This is a genomic window from Nonomuraea sp. NPDC054003, from assembly GCF_055585125.1.
On sequence record NZ_JBVJKR010000026.1, the window covers coordinates 24,068 to 39,710 of the forward strand.

20 protein-coding genes are annotated in these 15,643 nt (G+C 72.3%); 15 read left to right on the top strand and 5 right to left on the bottom strand.

Going from position 1 to position 15,643, the window contains the following annotated elements:
- Window positions 1-9: 9 nt before the first annotated feature.
- The 5 genes from ACZ6YG_RS42410 to ACZ6YG_RS42430 all read right to left on the bottom strand — a co-directional run bounded on the left by ACZ6YG_RS42410 (window position 10) and on the right by ACZ6YG_RS42430 (window position 3,855).
- Window positions 10-366 carry a DUF742 domain-containing protein gene (locus ACZ6YG_RS42410; protein WP_364234765.1) on the bottom strand — a complete coding sequence of 119 codons (357 nt, stop codon included), beginning with the start codon at window positions 364-366 and terminating at the stop codon, window positions 10-12.
- Entirely contained in the window at window positions 363-791 is a 429-nt protein-coding gene (locus ACZ6YG_RS42415) for a roadblock/LC7 domain-containing protein (protein WP_148036419.1), read from the bottom strand. The genes ACZ6YG_RS42410 and ACZ6YG_RS42415 overlap by 4 nt, the downstream gene beginning before the upstream one ends.
- A gap of 83 nt (window positions 792-874) precedes the next feature.
- Window positions 875-2,413: a sensor histidine kinase gene (locus ACZ6YG_RS42420; protein WP_466021078.1), complete on the bottom strand. Its 1,539-nt coding sequence runs from the start codon at window positions 2,411-2,413 to the stop codon at window positions 875-877.
- A gap of 349 nt (window positions 2,414-2,762) precedes the next feature.
- Window positions 2,763-3,155, bottom strand: coding sequence for a hypothetical protein (locus tag ACZ6YG_RS42425; protein ID WP_466021079.1), 393 nt, complete (start codon window positions 3,153-3,155; stop codon window positions 2,763-2,765).
- A 121-nt stretch (window positions 3,156-3,276) separates the two neighbouring features.
- Window positions 3,277-3,855 carry a TetR/AcrR family transcriptional regulator gene (locus ACZ6YG_RS42430; RefSeq protein WP_148036422.1) on the bottom strand — a complete coding sequence of 193 codons (579 nt, stop codon included), beginning with the start codon at window positions 3,853-3,855 and terminating at the stop codon, window positions 3,277-3,279.
- 56 nt (window positions 3,856-3,911) lie between these two features.
- On the opposite strand from ACZ6YG_RS42430, the gene ACZ6YG_RS42435 reads away from it, so the two are divergent.
- The 15 genes from ACZ6YG_RS42435 to ACZ6YG_RS42505 all read left to right on the top strand — a co-directional run bounded on the left by ACZ6YG_RS42435 (window position 3,912) and on the right by ACZ6YG_RS42505 (window position 15,643).
- Window positions 3,912-4,403 (top strand): DUF2867 domain-containing protein, encoded by a 492-nt coding sequence (locus ACZ6YG_RS42435; protein WP_148036423.1) that lies wholly within the window; start codon window positions 3,912-3,914, stop codon window positions 4,401-4,403.
- Between the two features lie 57 nt (window positions 4,404-4,460).
- Window positions 4,461-4,817: an MmcQ/YjbR family DNA-binding protein gene (locus ACZ6YG_RS42440; protein WP_148036424.1), complete on the top strand. Its 357-nt coding sequence runs from the start codon at window positions 4,461-4,463 to the stop codon at window positions 4,815-4,817.
- Entirely contained in the window at window positions 4,817-5,311 is a 495-nt protein-coding gene (locus tag ACZ6YG_RS42445) for a GNAT family N-acetyltransferase (protein ID WP_466021080.1), read from the top strand. Before ACZ6YG_RS42440 ends, ACZ6YG_RS42445 begins: the two co-directional genes overlap by 1 nt.
- A 193-nt stretch (window positions 5,312-5,504) precedes the next feature.
- Window positions 5,505-5,900, top strand: coding sequence for a hypothetical protein (locus ACZ6YG_RS42450; RefSeq protein WP_219544884.1), 396 nt, complete (start codon window positions 5,505-5,507; stop codon window positions 5,898-5,900).
- 19 nt (window positions 5,901-5,919) lie between these two features.
- On the top strand, window positions 5,920-6,807 hold the full coding sequence (locus ACZ6YG_RS42455) for a DMT family transporter (protein ID WP_466021081.1): 888 nt from the start codon (window positions 5,920-5,922) through the stop codon (window positions 6,805-6,807).
- A gap of 10 nt (window positions 6,808-6,817) precedes the next feature.
- Entirely contained in the window at window positions 6,818-7,438 is a 621-nt protein-coding gene (locus tag ACZ6YG_RS42460) for a GntR family transcriptional regulator (RefSeq protein WP_466021082.1), read from the top strand.
- A gap of 63 nt (window positions 7,439-7,501) precedes the next feature.
- Complete coding sequence (locus ACZ6YG_RS42465) at window positions 7,502-7,852, top strand: hypothetical protein (protein ID WP_219544887.1); 351 nt, start codon at window positions 7,502-7,504, stop codon at window positions 7,850-7,852.
- 271 nt (window positions 7,853-8,123) lie between these two features.
- Window positions 8,124-9,578, top strand: coding sequence for a sugar transferase (locus ACZ6YG_RS42470; protein ID WP_466021083.1), 1,455 nt, complete (start codon window positions 8,124-8,126; stop codon window positions 9,576-9,578).
- Between the two features lie 2 nt (window positions 9,579-9,580).
- Complete coding sequence (locus ACZ6YG_RS42475) at window positions 9,581-10,648, top strand: glucose-1-phosphate thymidylyltransferase (RefSeq protein ID WP_364234774.1); 1,068 nt, start codon at window positions 9,581-9,583, stop codon at window positions 10,646-10,648.
- Window positions 10,645-11,574, top strand: a complete 930-nt coding sequence (gene rfbB, locus ACZ6YG_RS42480) for a dTDP-glucose 4,6-dehydratase (RefSeq protein WP_148036432.1) — start codon at window positions 10,645-10,647, stop codon at window positions 11,572-11,574. The genes ACZ6YG_RS42475 and rfbB overlap by 4 nt, the downstream gene beginning before the upstream one ends.
- Window positions 11,571-12,443, top strand: coding sequence for a dTDP-4-dehydrorhamnose reductase (gene rfbD, locus ACZ6YG_RS42485; RefSeq protein ID WP_466021084.1), 873 nt, complete (start codon window positions 11,571-11,573; stop codon window positions 12,441-12,443). The genes rfbB and rfbD overlap by 4 nt, the downstream gene beginning before the upstream one ends.
- Entirely contained in the window at window positions 12,440-13,021 is a 582-nt protein-coding gene (locus ACZ6YG_RS42490) for a dTDP-4-dehydrorhamnose 3,5-epimerase family protein (protein WP_148036434.1), read from the top strand. Before rfbD ends, ACZ6YG_RS42490 begins: the two co-directional genes overlap by 4 nt.
- On the top strand, window positions 13,018-14,220 hold the full coding sequence (locus tag ACZ6YG_RS42495) for a class I SAM-dependent methyltransferase (protein WP_466021085.1): 1,203 nt from the start codon (window positions 13,018-13,020) through the stop codon (window positions 14,218-14,220). Before ACZ6YG_RS42490 ends, ACZ6YG_RS42495 begins: the two co-directional genes overlap by 4 nt.
- A complete protein-coding gene (locus ACZ6YG_RS42500; protein ID WP_219544893.1) occupies window positions 14,217-14,996 on the top strand; it encodes a sugar phosphate nucleotidyltransferase in 780 nt (259 codons plus the stop codon). The genes ACZ6YG_RS42495 and ACZ6YG_RS42500 overlap by 4 nt, the downstream gene beginning before the upstream one ends.
- Window positions 14,993-15,643 carry a PIG-L deacetylase family protein gene (locus ACZ6YG_RS42505; RefSeq protein ID WP_364234787.1) on the top strand — a complete coding sequence of 217 codons (651 nt, stop codon included), beginning with the start codon at window positions 14,993-14,995 and terminating at the stop codon, window positions 15,641-15,643. Before ACZ6YG_RS42500 ends, ACZ6YG_RS42505 begins: the two co-directional genes overlap by 4 nt.

The window sequence follows — 15,643 nt, forward strand, 5'->3', positions numbered from 1 at the left end:
GGGGTCTCGTCAGAGGTTGTTGAGCGCAACGAGCACCTGCCTCAGGATGTCCGGATCCGGCTTGCCCGCCGTGGCGCCGGCGGAGGGGTGGCGTACGGTGATGCGGCCCGTGTCGAGCAGGTCGCGCAGCAGGATCTTCACCACGCTGACCGGCAGCCCCAGCTCCGCGGAGATCTCCACCACGGCCGTCGGGCGGCGGGCCAGCTGGAGGATCTTGACATGCTCCGACTGCATGCCCGGGACCGGCTCGCACTCGCTCACGATGAGCGAGACCGAGTCGAACGCGGTCTCGTCGGCGCGGGTGCGGCCCCCGGTGACCGTGTAGAGGCGGTCCGGGCTCTCCCGGTCGATCGGGCGCCGGTTCACGAGGCGTCGCCCTCGGCCGGTCTGGGCGCCGCGGTGAGGTACACCCCGATCTGCTCGACCAGCTCGTTCATGTTGTGCGCGATCAGCCCGACCTCGCCGTCCTCCTCGGCGACCACCGCCAGGTGGGCGCCCTCTCCGGCGGGCACGATGAGCAGCAGCCCACCGGCGAACTCCACCATCGCCTGCCCGGCGCCGATCGCGTCGCCGAACTCGGCCGAGGCGCTCAGCGACAGGCTCTGGATCCCGGCGGACAGCGCCGAGAGCTGGTCGGCCCTGTCCCTGGTGAGGCCGCTGCTGTAGCTCATCTTGAGCCCGTCCCTGGTCAGGACCAGGACGTACCTGATGCCGGGGGTCCGGTCCTTGAGGCTCTCCAGCAGCCCGTCAATGGTGCGATCCGTGGTACGCGATGCGTCGATAGTGCTCATCGAAACGCGGGGCGTCCGCCCGGGGGCGGCCCCTGCCTCCTATCTGAGATCCAAGTGGTCCGGTGCTCGCTGCGCCCGGGGGTCTAGGAGTCGCCGGAGGCCGGATCGGCGGGACGCCCGCGACCGCCCGCCTGGCGGAACGCGGCGAACCTGGCCGCCGCCTCGCGCCCGTCGCGCTGCGGCTTGACCGCCGTCGCCGGTCGCGACCCGGTGGCCTCGGCGAGCGTCTGGCCGCGCCGCCGCCGCGGCAGCGACTCCTCGGCCTCCTCGGCGGGCGCGGCCTGGGCGGGCACGGCCGCGGCCACCAGGGCGGGGCGGGCCTGCCGCTCGATCGCGGCCGGCGGCTCGGGGGCGGTCCTGGGCTGGGTGATGAGCACGCGGGGGATCAGCATCACGACACCGGTGCCGCCTCTGGCCGACGGACGGAAGCTGACCGTGAGGCCGTACTTGTCGACCAGCCGGCCCACCACGGCCAGGCCCAGCCGGGTGCCGGACAGCGTGCGCAGGTCGAGCGGCTCGGAGACGAGCTTGGCGGCGTGCTGGCGCTCGCGGGGGCGCATGCCGAGGCCGCTGTCCTCGATCGTGACCACCATGCCGGCGTCCTCCTCGTCCACGTACACGTGCACCTCGGTGCCGTGCGCGGAGAAGGTGGCGGCGTTGTCCATGAGCTCGGCCAGCGCGTGCATCACGCCTTCGGCCGCGTACCCGACCACGGCGGCCGTGCTGGTGGAGTGGACGCGGACGCGCTGGTAGGCGCTGATGCGGCCCATCGCGCCGCGCAGGACGCTCTCCATCACGATCGGCCGGGTCCACCTGCGGCCCGAGCGGCCGCCGCTGAGCAGGGCGATGTTGTCGGCCAGCCGGCCGAGCTGGGAGACGCGGTGGTCCAGGTCGAGCAGGTCGGCGAAGACCTCCTCCTGGTCGCCGTACTGCTCCTCCAGGTCGCGCAGCTGTGCCAGCAGGCTGGTGGCCTGGGCCTGCACCCGGGCCGCGGCCCCGGCGCAGGCGGCCATCACGGCGGCGCCCCTGCGGTCGCCCTCGGAGAGCTGCTGGGCCGTCTCGGCGAGCAGGTCGCGCAGCGGGGCGTGCACGGGCTGGCGCACCTCGGCGAGCGCGGAGGTGACCGGCTTGCGCTCCACCTGGATCTGCCTGACCAGCTCGGGCAGCGTGTCGCGGGTGAGGGTGACGATCTCCGACTCGGTGGCCGAGCGGGACGCGTGCGCGATGGCCCGCTCGCGTTCGAGCCCGTCGAGCTCGTTCGCGGTGGCCTTCAGCAGTTGTTGCAACGGTCCATCGGGAGGCTGCGGCAGGCGGGAGAGCGCGTCGGGGACGGAACCGCCGCCGCGCATCTGGCGGCCGAGCGCCGGCAACGTGTCCTCGGCCACCCGGGCGATCTCGCGCTCCAGCCGGGCGACCCGGGCGGCGGCGGCCCTGGCCTGCTCGCGCAGCCGGCGGCCGGTGGCCACATGGTGGGCGATCACCGCGGCGGCGGCGGTCAGCAGCACCGCGCAGAGCCCGCCGGTGATCGCCATCACCCCGCGGGCGTCGGCCGGCGTGGCGAACACGGCCCACAGCCACAGGCAAGCCACCACGACCATGGTGCCCAGGGCGGTGACCACCATGAGCTCTCGCGGGGCAAGATCGCGTCGCGTTCGAAGAGGTACGTCTGCTGGCATCCGCGGTCCTCGGGGGGTCGTACTGCTGCTCCCCGTGCAGCAGAGGCTTACTGTTACCGCTCCGTAACAGAGTGCGAACGGGAACAGGCGCTTACCGTAGCACCAGGAGTATCAGAGACAACAGGCAAAACGCCCGCTTCACTTCAACCCACCAGTAGTCAACTCAAAAGTTGAGATATCGGGCCGATGACTTCCCTCCGCCCGGCGAATCCTCCTCGGCTTCCGCATCTCGCCGGCCGAGGCGGGGCTGCCGCCGGTGATCCCGCACGTCGTCCTGCCGGCCGGCGGGTAGCGGTCAGCGGTCGAACCAGCGCGCGGCGGCGGGTGTGAGCAGCATGGCGACGACGAACGCGGGGACGAGCACGTTCAACGACAGGAACGACAGGGTGCCGAGCTCGGCATCGGCCCACTCCACCGCCAGCCAGCCCGCGATCAGGACCGCCTGGAGCGCCGCCGAGCCCCATCGCACCCGCCGCTCCCGCCTGGGGAACCGCGCCATCACCCACCCGGTCAGCCCCAGGATCACCGCCGCCACGGCGACGAGGCCCCAGAACTGAGGGAGCATCATGGCCAGCGCCCCGCCGAAGCCCACGGCCAGCCCGATCAACCCGAACGCCATCTGGAGCGTCAGCCCGACATACGCGGCCTGCACGGTTAACGGCCAGCCCGTGGACTTGGCGTCGGTCATGCTGATCACTCTAGACAGGCGGGGTCCCTTCTGCGGGAAATGGCCAGCGGGCCAACTTGGCGTCGGCCATGTCGATCACCCTGAACGGGCAGGGGCCGCCGATCGAAATAGAGAGGCTTCTCTAGCCCGCCACCGCGATGGCGCAACTGGTCACCAGGTCCTCGGCGTAGGCGGGGAGCGGGGTGCCGGCGGACTGGTGGCGGCGGACGGTGGCGTAGGGGATGTCGACGGCCGCCAGCGTCAGGCGTTCGAGGTCGTACGGGGAGCTCCTGCCCAGGCGGGCGGCCAGGGCGTGCAGGGCGGCGGTGACCCGGCCGTTCGCGGCGGCGAGCTGGGCGCGGGCCTCCCCGGGCCAGTGCGGGTGGTCGAAGTCGGCCGGTCCGTAGAGCAGGACGCGGGCCTCGTGCGGGTGGGCGCGGGACCAGGCGATCACGTGGCGCGCCGCGGCGGGGGCGGCCTGCGCGGGCGGGTCGGTGTCGAGCGCGGCGAGGAATCCCCGCTGGAAGCGGCCGACCGTGCGCAGCCAGAGCGCCGCCAGGAGGGCGGGGCGGCCGGGGAATCGGTGGTAGACCGAGCCGCTCGGGGCGCCGGCGGCGCGGGCCACTGCGGTCATGGTGACGGCGCCGGGGCCGCCGGTCGTCACCAGCTCGGCTGCGGCGTCCAGTAGCCGGTCCACGTCATGGCGAGGCGGTCGTCCCATGGCGTCGAGCGTAGCCGCGCGTTATTGTAGAGAGAAGTCTCTAAAAAGGAGGGCGCATGCTGTCGACGCTCATGGAACGGGCCGACTTCGTGGACGAGGTCGCCGTCGAAGGAGGGGGCGGGTTGCGCGCGTTCGCCGCCGGGGCGCTGGGCTGGGAGCCGTGGTGGGTGCGCGGGCTCTTCAGGGCGCGGTCGGTGTTCGCGCGACTGCTCCGCACGGCACACCCCGACGTGCGGCCCGGATCGGGCGGGATGCGACCCGAGGAGATCCCGTTCACGCCGGGGCGCAGGATCGGGTTCTTCACCGTGATCGGCGGCGAGGAAGGCCGCGAGCTGGTGCTGGAGGCGAGCGACTCGCACCTCGCGGCCTTCCTGGCGATCGTCGCCGACGACGCGGGCGGTGGACGGACCAGGTTCCGCATGATCACCGTGGCGCGCTGCCACGGGTGGACGGGCCGGATCTACCTCACGGTGATCCGGCCCGTCCACTACGTGGTGGTACGCGGCATGGCACGCGCGGGCCTCGCCGCCTCGGCGACCACCCCTTGACCACGGCGGCGGCCGGACCGGCGGGAAATGTCGGGGGCGTTTGGTACACAGGGCCCCATGGGTGTGAGCGTCGACGAGTTTCTCGAACTGCTGAAGAGCCTGCCCGAAGTGCGCACGAGCGACGGGCCCGGCTGGGTCGCGATCAAGGTGCGGGGCAAGGGCTTCGGTTACCTGTGGGAGGACACCGAGACCGTCGGGCTCAAGTCGACGATCGAGGAGCAGCTGGCGCTGGTGGCCGAGCGGCCCGAGGTGTTCGAGGTGCAGTTCACCGCGGGGCGGTTCGGGTGGGTCGTGGTCCACCTCGACAAGATCGACTACGACGAGCTGTTCGAGCTGACCGCCGAGGCGTGGTGCCTGACCGCGCCGAAGCAGCTCGTCACCGCGTTCGAGGCCGCCCATAAAATAGGCGGTTGATGGCACAGATCAGACTACGGAAGTGGCGGGAGGAGGACGCCCCGGTCGTGCTGCGCGCCTTCCGGGCGCCCGACCTGAGGCGGCAGAGCTCGTGGCCCGTCGTCACGCCGCAGGACGCGGTCGGGTGGATCGCCTCGTGGGAGGGCGCCGGCCACGCCTTCGCCGTCACCCTCGACGGGCGGGTCGTCGGCAACGTCGCGGTGACCCGGATCGACGACCACGACACCGGCTGGGTGTCCTACTGGACGGTCCCCGAGGCGCGCGGGCGCGGGATCGCGGCTTCGGCCACCGACGAGCTGGCGCGCTGGGCGTTCGGCGAGCGCGGCCTGCACCGGCTGGAGCTGAGCCACCGCCTCGACAACCCCGCCTCGTGCCGGGTCGCGATCAAGGCGGGCTTCCTCCCGGAGGGCGTCGAACGCGGCAGGCTCCGCCACGACGGCGTCCGCTACGACGTCGAACGCCACGCCCGCCTCGCCACCGACCCACCCGCCTGACCCCCGCCCCACCACACCCACCGACCCAGTGGGGTCGGCCATGGCCGCCCCGCGCCTTCGTCCACCCCGATTCAGGTCGGCCCCGTAGGGCTGGGTGCGTCCCCCCTGATCCGTGTCGGCCCGTGAGGGTTTGGGTTTGTCCACCCCGATCCGGTCGGTCCCGTGGGGGCCTGGGTGGTCATGGGGATGGCGGGTGATCTACGCTGGGCGGGTGGACGGCGAGAGCCTGGCCGCGGCCGCCCTGCTGGCGGCCCTGGGCCGGGCGGCGGGGATCCTGTCCGAGTTACGGCATCCGTTCGTGCGCGGCCGTCCCTTCTCCTATGTGGTGCCGCCCGCCGGCGTGCGCACCGGCGCCGCCTTCATGCTGCCCGACGGGCGCGAGGTGACGTTCGCCGTGCTCGTCGCGGCGTCGGGGAACGGGTTCCGCGTCGAGGGCGGCGTGACCGTGGAGGACGAGGCGCTGGTCGAACTGCCCGCCAGACATGTCCCCGAGGTGCGCGGGGCGCTGGCGCTGCTGGACGAGTACGCGGCCGAGGTGGGGGAGCGGGCCGGGGCGCTCCTCGATAACCTGTTGGACGAAATTGTATAGTTGTCAGACAATGTCTGGCATGAAGAATGGCCCGCTCTCCGTCGTCGCGGCCGCCGTGCTCTGGGGGACCGCCGGCACCGCGGGCCTGCTCGTCTCGGCCGACTCCGTCGCCCTGGCCGCCGCCCGGCTGGTCATCGGCGGGGCCGCGCTGGCGCTGCTCGCCCGGTCCGGGCTCAGGACGGCGCTCCGCCCGGGGCTGCTGCTGGCCGCCGTGGCCGTGGCCGCCTACCAGCTCTGCTTCTTCGCCGCCGTCGCGCGCACCGGCGTGGCGATCGGCACGGTGGTGGCGATCGGCAGCGGGCCCGTCTTCACCGGGCTGCTCTCCTGGGCGCTGCACCGGCAGCGGCCCAGCCCGCGCTGGGCTGCGGCCACCGCCGCGGCCGTGGCCGGATGCGTCGCGCTGATCGTCGGCGGCGGGGCCGAGGCGGGCGGTCAGGTCGTGTCCGGGGTGCTGCTGGCGCTGCTCGGCGGGCTGCTCTACGCGTTCTACGCGGTCAGCGCGGCCGGCGCGATCGGCGCGGGCGCGGAGTCGAACGCGGTCATGGGAGTGCTGTTCGGCGGCGCCGCGGTGATCATGCTGCCGGTCCTGCTCTGGCAGGGCGTGGGCTGGCTCGGGGAGCCCCGCGGCCTGCTCGCCGCCCTCTACCTGGGGGTGGGGACGACCGCGCTGTCCTACTTCCTGTACGGGAGAGGGCTGCGGACCACGCCGGTTGCCACGGCCGCCACGCTGGCGCTGGCCGAGCCGGCCGTGGCGGCGCTGCTCGGCCTGGTGGTGCTGGGCGAGCGGCTGGCCCCGGTCTCGGTGGCGGGGCTGGCCCTGCTGGCGGTGAGCCTGGTGGCGGTGGCCCTGCCGGAGAGGCGGCGGGTGATCGTACGAGAGGGGTCGGAGGCCCCGGCGGGGCGTTAGAGTCGCACCCGTGCGGACCCCGATCAGACCCGTCTCCGCCGTCGGCGCGCTCGTCGACGCGCTGCGCGGCCGTGTGCTGTCCGGCGAGATCGAGCCCGGCACGCCGCTGCCCGAGCAGGAGATCGCCGCCGCCTACGGGGTGGCGCGGCCGACGGTGCGCGAGGCGCTGGCCCGGCTGGTCCACGAGGGGCTGCTCCGGCGGGAGCGCAACCGCAGCGCCTACGTCCCCGAGGTGACGCCGGCCGACCTGGACGACCTGATGTTCGTCCGGCGGCCGCTGGAGGGCCTGATGGCGGACGCGCTGGCCGGGCAGCGGGTGCCCGAGGCCGACGCGGCGCTCGACAGGATGGCCGCGCTCGACCCCGGCGCGCCGTGGTCGGAGTCGGTGGCGGAGCACATGGCGCTGCACGAGGCGCTGATCGAGGCGGTGGGCAGCCCGAGGCTGGTGCGGCTCTACGGCGCGCTGGCGGCCGAGACCCGGCTCGGGCTGGTGCGGCTGCGCCGGGTCTACGAAGACAGGGACGTGCTGGTGCGCGAGCACCGCGAGCTGCTCGACGCCATCGCGACCGGCCCGGCCGACGCCGCCCGCGCGGCCGTGGCGGCGCACCTCTCCCATACCTGGGGTGCCTGAGCAGGCGGCCCGGTACGCGCGAACCCTTGCGGGACAGCCCCCGAACTCGCAAGAATCGCGGCCATGCACGGCAATCCGATGCCGGACTCCTACGTGTACGTCACGGAAGAGGGCGTCACCCGTCACTACGCCGACGGGAGCGTCGAGGCCCTCGCGTGGGAGGACGTGGTGGAGGTCCGTGTGGTCACCGAGACGGACTCCGACGTCCTTTACGTTCTCCTCGACCGCGACGGCGAGGGATGCGTGGTGCCGCGTTCGGCGACGGACGCGACATTTCTCGCCCGGTTACGTTACCTGCCCGATTTCGACCTCGACCGGTTGACGATGGCGAGCGACGCGCAGCACGACGGGGTTGTGGTCGTGTGGCGGAGCCCCGATCCGCCGTCCGCATTGCCGGATCTGGAATACGACTAGCGGTTTTGCCGCGCCGTAATTCCGCAGGAATATGGCCGTAATGCCATGATTTACCACCCTCAAGAGATCACTTGTGGATCGTTCCGTCAAGCCCTGACGGCCGGTGACCTTCGTCCGATTGTGGACATATCGCGATATTCCCCATCACTGGGTTGATCTTTACTCTTTAGTGGGGGCCGCCGCCCTTGATAATCATGGGACTTCCCGGACCCGTGAAAACAGTCAAGGAACATCTGGTGTTACGCGGTGTACGAAGATTCTGGGTGGTGCTATGAGGGTGGGGACTGGGGAGTCCGCTGTCGTGCTCCTCGAAGCCGTACCACGCCATGCGTCGAGCATCTGGACGCGCGCTTACCTGCGGCTCCTGTTATCCGGGGACACCGCCTGCGTGCTGCTGGCCTGCGCGGTGGTGCTCGGCATCCGGTTGCTCAACGGCGTCTACATCCCGGCGGAGGAGTTCCTCCTCGGGGTCGGGCTGGTCGCCGCCTGGCCGGTCGCGCTCGCGCTCGGCGGCGCCTACCGGCAGCGGGCCAACGGGGAAGGGACGGACGAGTTCAAGGCGGTGCTCAACGGCGGCGTCGGGCTGATGGCGGCCGTGGCCATCGGGGCCTACGCCACGCAGACGGTGATCGCGCGCAGCTTCGTGTTGGCGATGCTGCCGCTGGCGCTGATCGCCACGCTCTGCTTCCGCTACCGGATGCGTAAACGCCTGCACCGCAGGAGAGCGGTGGGCGAGTACATGCGCGAGGTCATCGCGGTCGGCCACCGGGAGTCGATCCTCGACCTGGTGATGCAGTTCCGCCGGCAGCCGTACCACGGGATGCGGGTCGTGGGCGCCTGCCTGCCGGCCGAGCGGCAGGACGACGACCTGGACGGGATCCCGATCCTGGGCACGTTCGCGGACGTCGCCGGCGTGGTGACGCGCACCGGGGCGGACGCGGTCGCCGTGCTCGCCTGCCCCGAACTGGACGGGGCGGCGCTGCGCCGGCTGGCGTGGAGCCTGGAGACCTCACGCACCGACCTGTTCGTCGCCCCGGCGCTGCTGGACGTGGCCGGGCCGCGGATCAGCATCCGCCCTGTCGCCGGGATGCCGCTGATGCACGTGGAGCACCCCGAGTTCGACGGGGCGAGACAGTTCGTCAAGAGCGTGTTCGACCGGCTGGTCGCGGTGGCGGCGCTGCTCGTGCTGGCCCTGCCGCTGCTCGCCATCGCGGTGCTGATCCGGGTCACGAGCGCCGGACCGGCGCTGTTCCACCAGACCAGGGTGGGCCGGCGCGGCAAGGAGTTCCGGCTGGTCAAGTTCCGGACCATGGTCACGGACGCGGAGCGGCTCAAGGACGGGCTGGCCGGCGCGAACGAGTTCGACAGCGTGCTGTTCAAGATGCGGAACGATCCAAGGATCACCGGGATCGGCGCTTTCCTGCGCCGCTACTCACTGGACGAGCTGCCGCAGCTGCTCAACGTGGTGCGCGGCGAGATGTCGCTGGTGGGCCCGCGGCCGCCGCTGCGCGAGGAGGTCGCCCAGTACGGCGCCGACGTGCGCCGCCGCCTCGTCGTCAAGCCGGGCCTGACCGGACTCTGGCAGGTCAGCGGCCGCTCCGACCTGACCTGGGAGGAGTCGGTCCGGCTCGATCTGCGGTACGTGGAGAACTGGTCGCTCGTCCTCGACCTGCAGATCCTGTGGAAGACCTGGTCCGTGGTGGCGCGTGGAGAAGGGGCGTACTGACGGTGAAAGCACTCGTGCTCGCCGGGGGGTCGGGCACACGGCTGAGGCCGATCACGCACACCTCGGCCAAGCAGCTCGTGCCGGTCGCGAACAAACCGGTGCTGTTCTACGGGCTGGAGGCGATCGCCGCCGCCGGGATCCGAGAGGCGGGGCTCGTGGTGGGCGACACCTGGGCGGAGATCGAGGCGGCCGTCGGCGACGGCTCCGCCTTCGGGCTGGAGGTCACCTACCTGCGCCAGGAGGCGCCGCTCGGGCTGGCGCACGGCGTGCTGATCGCCCGCGACTACCTGGGCGACGACGACTTCGTCATGTACCTGGGAGACAACTTCGTCGTGGGCGGCATCACCGGCCTGGTGGAGCGCTTCGCCAGTGAGCGGCCGGCGGCGCAGATCATGCTCACCCGGGTCGGCGACCCGAGGCAGTTCGGGGTCGCCGAGCTGGACGCGGCCGGGCGGGTCGTCGGCCTGGAGGAGAAACCGGCGTCCCCGAAGAGCGACCTCGCGCTGGTCGGCGTCTACCTGTTCAGCCCGGCCGTGCACGCGGCGGTGGCCGAGCTGAAGCCGTCGTGGCGGGGCGAGCTGGAGATCACCGACGCGATCCAGTGGCTCCTGGAGACCGGGCTGCGGGTGGAGTCGTCGGTGATCACCGGCTACTGGAAGGACACCGGCAACGTCGCCGACATGCTGGAAGTGAACCGGCTCGTGCTGGAGTGGCTCGACGCGGGGACGTACGGCCGGGTCGACGCCGCCAGCGAGCTGATCGGCCGGGTGCGGGTCGAGGCGGGCGCCGTCGTGGAGCGCTCGCGGCTGGTCGGCCCGGCGATCGTCGGGGCGGGCGCGGTCGTCCGCGACTCGTACGTGGGCCCGTACACCTCGATCGGGGCGGGCTGCGCGGTGACGCGGAGCGAGGTCGAGTACTCGATCCTGATGCCGAGGGCGTCGATCGACGGGGTGGGCCGGATCGAGCAGTCGCTCATCGGGCACGACGTCGAGGTCACCCGGGCGCCCGACACGCCGAGGGCCCACCGGCTCGTGCTGGGCGATCACAGCAAGGTACAGATCAGTTCATGAAGAGGATCCTGGTGACCGGCGGTGCGGGGTTCATCGGCTCGCACTTCGTCCACGGGCTCGCCGGCGCCGACGTGACGGTGCTGGACAAGCTCACCTACGCGGGCAACCGCGCCAACCTGGACGGTGCCCCGCACACGTTCGTGCACGGCGACGTCTGCGACGCGGGCCTGCTGGCCGAGGTGGTGCCGGGCCACGACCTGGTGGTCAACTTCGCGGCCGAGTCGCACGTCGACCGGTCGATCGACGGCGCGGCCGAGTTCGTCCGCACGAACGTGCTCGGCACGCAGACGCTGCTGCAGGCGTGCCTGGACGCGGGGGTGCCGCGGGTGGTGCAGGTCTCCACCGACGAGGTGTACGGGACGATCGACGAGGGGTCGTGGACGGAGGACGCGCCGCTGCGACCGCGTTCGCCCTACGCGGCGTCGAAGGCGGGCGGCGACCTCATCGCCCGGTCGTACGCGATCACGTACGGGCTGAACGTGTCGATCACCCGGTGCGGCAACAACTACGGGCCGCGCCAGTACCCGGAGAAGGTCATCCCGCTCTTCGTGACGAACCTGATGCGCGGCCGGAAGGTGCCGCTCTACGGCGACGGCGGGAACGTGCGCGACTGGATCCACGTCGAGGACCACTGCGCGGGCATCCGCCTGGTGGCCGAGGTGGGCGAACCGGGCGAGGTCTACCACATCGCGGGCACCGCCGAGCTGACGAACAGGGAGCTGACCGGCCGCCTTCTGGAGGCGTGCGGCAAGGGATGGGACATGGTGGAACACGTCGAGGACCGCAAGGGGCACGATCGGCGGTACTCGCTGGACGACGGGAAGCTGCGCGGGCTCGGCTACCGGCCGCGGATCCCGTTCGAGCAGGGGCTGAAGGAGACCGTCCGCTGGTACGCGGCCAACCGCGACTGGTGGGCCGGCTTATGAGATGGCTGGTCACCGGCGGCCGGGGCATGCTGGCCGCCGACGTGCTGCACCGGATCGCCGTGACGGGGGAGCCGGTGCTCGCGCTCGGCCGCGACGAGCTGGACCTGTGCGACGCCCGCGCGGTGCGCGACTTCGTCGGCGCCTACCGGCCGAGAGTGGTGGTCAACTGCGCCGGTTGGACGGCGGTCGACCTGGCCGAGACGCGCGAGACCGAGGCCATGGAGGTCAACGGCACGGCGGTGGGCACGCTGGCCCGGGTCTGCGAGCGGGCCGGGGCGCGGCTGGTGCACCTGTCGACGGACTACGTCTTCGACGGCACGGCCGCCGGGCCCTACCCGGAGGACGCGGAGCCCTCGCCGGTCAACGCCTACGGCCGGACGAAGCTGGCGGGTGAGCGGGCGGCGCTGGAGCACGGGCAGTACGTGGTCCGCACGGCCTGGCTCTACGGCGCGGGCGGGCCGAACTTCGTCCGCACGATGACGCGGCTGGCGGCCACCCGCCCCGTCGTGGACGTCGTGGACGACCAGCGCGGCCAGCCCACGTGGTCCGCCGACCTGGCCGACCACCTGGTCCGGCTGGCCCAGTCTGACCTGCCGCCGGGGGTCTACCACGCGGTCAGCGCAGGCGAGACCACCTGGTACGGGCTGGCCAGGGAGGTGTTCGCCCTGCTGGGCGAGGACCCGGACCGGGTCCGGCCGGTGCCTTCGACGGCCTTCCCCCGCCCGGCCCGGCGCCCCGCCACCAGCCTGCTCGCCGTCACGAGAGGCGAGCCGATCCGGCACTGGCGCGACGCCCTGCACGCCGCCTGGCCGGTGCTGACCGGAAAGGCGCCGCACGCCGGGCAGGCGGTCGGGAAGGTGGGCTGGTGAAGCCTCTCGGCATCGACGGCGCCTGGCTGCACACTCCGGTCGTGCATCACGACACCCGGGGCGCGTTCGCGGAGGCCCTGCGCGCGGATCTGCTGCCCCGGGCGTTCGAGCTCGCCCAGGTCAACTGTTCCGTCTCGCGGCGCGGGGTGCTGCGGGGGTTGCACTTCGCGGACGTGCCGCCGGGGCAGGCGAAGTACGTGATGTGCGTGTCCGGGGCGATCCTGGACGTGGTGGTGGACCTGCGTGCGGGCTCGCCCACGTTCGGCCGGTGGGAGACGGTCGTGCTGGACGACGAGGAGCGCACCGCGACGCTGATCGCGGAGGGGCTCGGCCACGGGTTCATCACGCTGAGCGACCGGGCGACCGTCGTCTACCTGTGCACGGCACCGTACACCCCGGCCAGGGAGCACGGCGTGCACCCGCTCGACCCGGACCTCGGCATCGCCTGGCCCGCCGAGCTGGAGCCGGTGCTGTCGGAGAAGGACGCGGCCGCGCCCTCGCTGAAGGAGGCGCTCGACGCCGGGCTGCTGCCCTCGTACGAGCGGTGCCGGGAGTTCTACAAGGGAGCGATGGCATGACGACCTGCCGCCTCTGCGGGGCCGGCGACCTGGCCTCGGTGGTGGACCTGGGGGCCACCCCGCCGTGCGAGCGGATACTCACCGCCGCGCAGCTCGACGAGCCCGAGGTCACCTACCCGCTGCACCTGCGGGTGTGCACCGCGTGCTGGCTGGCGCAGCTGCCGCCGCTGATCACGCCGGAGGAGACGTTCACCGACTACGCCTACTTCTCCTCCTACTCGACGTCGTGGGTGGAGCACGCGCGCGCGTTCGTGGCCGGGCTGCCGCTGCGGCCGGGCGCGTTCGTGGTGGAGGTGGCCAGCAACGACGGCTACCTGTTGCGGCACGTGGTCGAGCGGGGCGTGCGCTGCCTGGGCATCGAGCCGTCGGTGAACGTGGGCGAGGCCGCCCGCCGGGCCGGCGTGCCGACGGTGACCGCGTTCCTCACCCCCGAGACGGCCAGGGCGGTCGTGCGGGAGCACGGCAGGGCCGACCACGTGGTGGCGAACAACGTGTACGCGCACATCCCCGACGTGGTCGGCTTCACCGAAGGGCTGCGCACGCTCGTCGCCGACGACGGATGGGTGTCGATCGAGGTGCAGCACCTGCTGACGCTGATCGAGCGCAACCAGTACGACACGATCTACCACGAGCACTTCCAGTACTACACGGTCGCCTCGGCCCAGCGGGCATTGGCGAGCGGCGGGCTGACGCTGGTGGACGTCGAGCTGCTGCCCACCCACGGCGGCTCGATCCGGCTCTGGGCGCGGCCGGAAGGCACGCCGGGGCAGCGGGTGCGCGACGCGCTGGCCCTGGAGAAGGCCGCCGGGCTGCACGACCTGTCCGGCTACCTGGGCTTCGCGGCCCGGGTCGCCAAGGTCCGGCGCGACCTGCTCGGCTTCCTCGTCGGCGCGGCCGAGGCCGGCAAGACCGTGGTCGGCTACGGGGCTCCAGGCAAGGGCAACACGCTGCTCAACCACTGCGGCGTCCGGCCCGACCTGCTCGCCTACACGGTGGATCGCAACCCGTACAAGCACGGCAAGTTCACCCCCGGCGCGCGCATCCCGGTCTTCGAGCCCGGCAGGATCGCCGCCGACCGGCCCGACTACGTGCTCGTCCTGCCCTGGAACCTGCGGGACGAGCTGGTCGGGCAGCTCTCCTATGTCCACGACTGGGGCGGCCGGCTGGTCTTCCCCATCCCCGAGTTGGAGGTCGTGTGAAGGTCGTCCTCTTCTGCGGCGGGTACGGCACGCGGATGCGCACCGGCGCACCCGGGGACGCGCCCAAGCCCATGCAGCTCGTCGGCCCGAGACCGCTGATCTGGCACGTGATGCGCTACTACGCGCACTGGGGGCACAAGGAGTTCGTGCTCTGCCTCGGCTACGGGGCCCACCAGATCAAGGACTTCTTCCTCCATTACGAGGAGACCGCGTCGAACGACTTCGTGCTCCGGCAGGGCCGGGTCGAGCTGCTGGCCAACGACATCTCCGACTGGACGATCTCGTTCGTGCACACCGGCGTCGAGTCGTCCATCGGCGAGCGGCTGCGCCGGGTCCGCGAACATCTCGGCGGGGACGAGATGTTCCTGGCCAACTACGCCGACGTGCTGAGCGACGCGCCGCTGCCAGACATGATCGACCGGTTCGCCCGGTCGGGCGCGGGCGCCTCGCTGATGGTGGTGCCCCCGCCCGGCACCTTCCACTGCGTGGAGGTCGAGGAGGGCGGCCTGGTCGGGCAGATCACCGCCGTCACCGAGATGCCGTTATGGGTGAACGGCGGCTACTTCGTCCTGCGCCAGGAGATCTTCGACCACATCCCGGAGGGCGGTGACCTGCTCGTCGACGGCTGCCGGGAGCTGGCCAAGCGCGGCCGGCTGCTCGCGTACCCGTACCGCGGCTACTGGCGGCCCACCGACACCGTCAACCAGCGCGTCGAGCTGGACCGCGCCTACGCCCGCGGCGACCGGCCGTGGGCCGTCTGGGAGCCCGCCGCATGATCGACCTGGTGCCCGGCGAGCTGCGCCGGATCGCCGTACTCGGCGCGCACTGCGACGACGTCGCCATCGGCGCCGGCGGCACGCTGCTGACCCTCTGCGCCGCCCGTCCGGGGATCCGGGTGGAGGCGCTGGTGCTGTCGGGCGGCGGCACCCAGCGCGAGAGCGAGGAACGCGACGCGCTCGCGGCCTTCTGCCCCGGCGCCGACCTGCGCGTGACGGTCGGCAAGATGCCCGACGGGCGGCTGCCCGCGCACTGGGACGAGGCCAAGCGGGCGGTGGAGGACCTGCGCGTCAGGATCTCGCCCGACCTGATACTCGCGCCGCACCCCGGCGACGCCCACCAGGACCACCGGGGGCTGGCGGAGCTGGTGACCACCGCGTTCCGCGACCACCTGGTGCTCGGGTACGAGATCGTCAAGTGGGACGGCGACCTCGGCCGCCCGAACGCCTACCAGCCGCTCATGCCGGCGGTCGCCGAGGCCAAGGTCGCCCTGCTGTGGGAGCACTACCCGTCGCAGCGCCGCCGCTCCTGGTTCGACAGGGAGGCGTTCACCGGGCTGGCCAGGATCCGCGGGATCGAATGCCAGACGCGCTACGCCGAGGCCTTCTACCTGCGCAAACTCACTCTCGACCTCGCTGGAGGCTGA

What these genes read in the sequence shown, in the direction of transcription:
- ACZ6YG_RS42415 (WP_148036419.1), bottom strand. Translation starts at nt 791, where the DNA reads ATGAGCACTATCGACGCATCGCGTACCACGGATCGCACCATTGACGGG.
- ACZ6YG_RS42420 (WP_466021078.1), bottom strand. Translation starts at nt 2,413, where the DNA reads ATGGTGGTCACCGCCCTGGGCACCATGGTCGTGGTGGCTTGCCTGTGG.
- ACZ6YG_RS42425 (WP_466021079.1), bottom strand. Translation starts at nt 3,155, where the DNA reads ATGACCGACGCCAAGTCCACGGGCTGGCCGTTAACCGTGCAGGCCGCG.
- ACZ6YG_RS42430 (WP_148036422.1), bottom strand. Translation starts at nt 3,855, where the DNA reads ATGGGACGACCGCCTCGCCATGACGTGGACCGGCTACTGGACGCCGCA.
- ACZ6YG_RS42435 (WP_148036423.1), top strand. Translation starts at nt 3,912, where the DNA reads ATGCTGTCGACGCTCATGGAACGGGCCGACTTCGTGGACGAGGTCGCC.
- ACZ6YG_RS42440 (WP_148036424.1), top strand. Translation starts at nt 4,461, where the DNA reads ATGGGTGTGAGCGTCGACGAGTTTCTCGAACTGCTGAAGAGCCTGCCC.
- ACZ6YG_RS42445 (WP_466021080.1), top strand. Translation starts at nt 4,817, where the DNA reads ATGGCACAGATCAGACTACGGAAGTGGCGGGAGGAGGACGCCCCGGTC.
- ACZ6YG_RS42455 (WP_466021081.1), top strand. Translation starts at nt 5,920, where the DNA reads ATGAAGAATGGCCCGCTCTCCGTCGTCGCGGCCGCCGTGCTCTGGGGG.
- ACZ6YG_RS42465 (WP_219544887.1), top strand. Translation starts at nt 7,502, where the DNA reads ATGCACGGCAATCCGATGCCGGACTCCTACGTGTACGTCACGGAAGAG.
- ACZ6YG_RS42470 (WP_466021083.1), top strand. Translation starts at nt 8,124, where the DNA reads ATGAGGGTGGGGACTGGGGAGTCCGCTGTCGTGCTCCTCGAAGCCGTA.
- rfbB (WP_148036432.1), top strand. Translation starts at nt 10,645, where the DNA reads ATGAAGAGGATCCTGGTGACCGGCGGTGCGGGGTTCATCGGCTCGCAC.
- rfbD (WP_466021084.1), top strand. Translation starts at nt 11,571, where the DNA reads ATGAGATGGCTGGTCACCGGCGGCCGGGGCATGCTGGCCGCCGACGTG.
- ACZ6YG_RS42495 (WP_466021085.1), top strand. Translation starts at nt 13,018, where the DNA reads ATGACGACCTGCCGCCTCTGCGGGGCCGGCGACCTGGCCTCGGTGGTG.
- ACZ6YG_RS42505 (WP_364234787.1), top strand. Translation starts at nt 14,993, where the DNA reads ATGATCGACCTGGTGCCCGGCGAGCTGCGCCGGATCGCCGTACTCGGC.